This is a genomic window from uncultured Nostoc sp. (assembly GCF_964245445.1).
GTDB lineage: Bacteria > Cyanobacteriota > Cyanobacteriia > Cyanobacteriales > Nostocaceae > Nostoc.
In genome coordinates, this window is the sequence record NZ_CAXTNE010000499.1 from 1 (window position 1) to 2,258 (window position 2,258).

The 2,258-nt window shown below is 41.6% G+C and carries 3 protein-coding genes; all 3 read left to right on the plus strand.

Going from position 1 to position 2,258, the window contains the following annotated elements; genetic code table 11:
- Positions 1-107 precede the first annotated feature (107 nt).
- Positions 108-599 carry a DinB family protein gene (locus ACFE90_RS37805; protein ID WP_375507348.1) on the plus strand — a complete coding sequence of 164 codons (492 nt, stop codon included), beginning with the start codon at positions 108-110 and terminating at the stop codon, positions 597-599.
- Between the two features lie 38 nt (positions 600-637).
- Positions 638-1,456 (plus strand): type 1 glutamine amidotransferase, encoded by an 819-nt coding sequence (locus ACFE90_RS37810; protein ID WP_375507349.1) that lies wholly within the window; start codon positions 638-640, stop codon positions 1,454-1,456.
- Positions 1,457-1,538: 82 nt separating this feature from the next.
- Positions 1,539-2,162: a Uma2 family endonuclease gene (locus tag ACFE90_RS37815; protein ID WP_375507350.1), complete on the plus strand. Its 624-nt coding sequence runs from the start codon at positions 1,539-1,541 to the stop codon at positions 2,160-2,162.
- The last annotated feature ends 96 nt before the right edge of the window (positions 2,163-2,258 follow it).

Here is a 2,258-nt window from a genome sequence, read left to right on the forward strand (position 1 = left end):
GGCAGGGGGCAGGGAGGAGGGGGAGAATAAAAAATTACCTCTTTTCCCTCTGCCTATTCTCAATGACCAATGCCCAAAAACATAGATAAATCACTTAAATTTGCCCTATGCTTATTCAACATTTCCAGATGCTCTCGCGCTACAATTCTCTAGCAAATCGTCGGTTGTATGACGTTTGTTCACTACTTTCAGATGTAGAACTCAAGCAGACTCGACCAGCATTTTTCAAAAGTATTTATGGGACTCTGAATCATATTATGATAGGCGACCGCATTTGGATGGGGCGCTTTACAGGTAAAGAGATGTCATCTCAAGGACTTGATGCTATCCTCCACGATCAATTTGAGGAATTGCGTGCAGCCCGTGTTTTAGAAGATGAGCGCATCACAACATTTATTGATGATCTAGATGATGACTTCTTGAAGGGAATAATTACTTATACAAATAATCAAGGTAAAATTTATAGCGATCCGATAAATCTGTTACTAGCACATTTTTTCAACCACCAGACACATCACCGTGGACAAATTCACGATATGCTAACCCAGACGAAAATTGCTCCTCCAAGTCTGGATATGCAGAGAGTAATTTCACCATAAGTTGATAAAAACTATTAGTTATTAATGAAGAGTTATTTATGAGTGATCAAAATTTGGAATTAACAATAGGTTGGTTGTACCCGACGCTGATGAGTACTTATGGCGATCGCGGTAATGTAATTACTATAGAACGTCGTGCCGAGTGGCGGGGATATGATGTTAAAGTATTACCCCTAGATCAAAATGCCACAGCCGCAGATATTAAAACTGTAGATGTAATCGTTGGTGGTGGCGCACAAGACCGTCAGCAAGAAATTGTCATGCGTGATTTACAGGGTGCAAAAGCTGACGCGATGCGCGAGAAAATCGAAAATGGAACACCGGGAGTATTTACTTGTGGTTCACCCCAATTACTGGGACATTATTATGAACCAGGCTTGGGACAAAGGATTGATGGTTTGGGAATACTCGATTTAGTTTCCGTGCATCCTGGTGAAAATACTAAGCGCTGTATTGGTAACTTGGTAATTGAAGTGACAGCTTCACGCCTAGCGCAAGATTTAAAAGAGATGACGGGTAGCACACCATATTTGGTAGGCTTTGAAAATCACGGCGGACGCACCAAGTTGGGAAAAGTGGAAGCTTTGGGGCGAGTGGTGTACGGCTTGGGAAATAATGGTGAAGATGGGACAGAAGGAGCATTTTATCAGAATGCGATCGCTACTTATTCCCACGGCCCTTTATTACCAAAAAATCCTTTTGTTGCCGATTGGTTAATTCAAACAGCATTGCGGCTAAAGTATCAGCAGGAAATTAGCTTAAAACCTTTTGACGATAGCCTCGCTGCACAAGCACGAGAAGCGATGTTTAAGCGATTGAAAGTCAGTTTACCAAGTGCTGCTGCGGCGAAAGTTTAACCTCAGTTCGCTGATTAAGCCTCTCTCCGTTTCGGGGAGAGGTTTGGAGAGGGGTCAAATTTGACATAAAAGAAGGCAAAGCATGACTCAAGCCTTAACCAAACAACTAACATTTGATGAATTTATCGCCTGGTATCCCGAATCTTCAGACAGGCATTATGAACTACATGATGGGGTAATTGTTGAAATGCCTAAGCCAACAGGGAAGCACTCAGAGATAGCTGGGTTTATCAATGGTTCCTTGTTTATTGAAATCACCCGTTTGTCCATTCCTTGCTTTATCCCTAAAGAATGCGTCATCAAGTCAGTTAACACCGATTCAGGTTATGAACCAGATGTAATCGTTCTTGATAGACAAGCTGTTATGGATGAACCTCGTTGGAAAAAAGAATCTATCATTACGCGCGGTAGTTCCGTCAAGTTGGTTGTAGAAGTTGTTTCAACCAACTGGAGTGATGATTATGCTTTGAAGCTAGAAGATTACGAGTCTTTGGATATTCCTGAATATTGGATTGTAGACTATCTAGGTTTAGGTGGTAGGCGCTTTATTGGCAATCCTAAACAACCAACTATTTCGATTTACCAACTAATTGAAGGTGAGTATCAAGTTAGGCAATTTAGAGGAAATGACCGCATTCAGTCGCCAGCGTTTCCAGAGTTGAATTTAACTGCTGAACAGATTTTTCTGGGTGGAGAAGTCCTGTAAAAAACGGCTAAAGAGTAAAAGAACCATCAAAGACTCGTCCGCGAGTATCAAAGACTCGTTCACGAGTATCAAAGACTCGTTCACGAGTATCAAAGA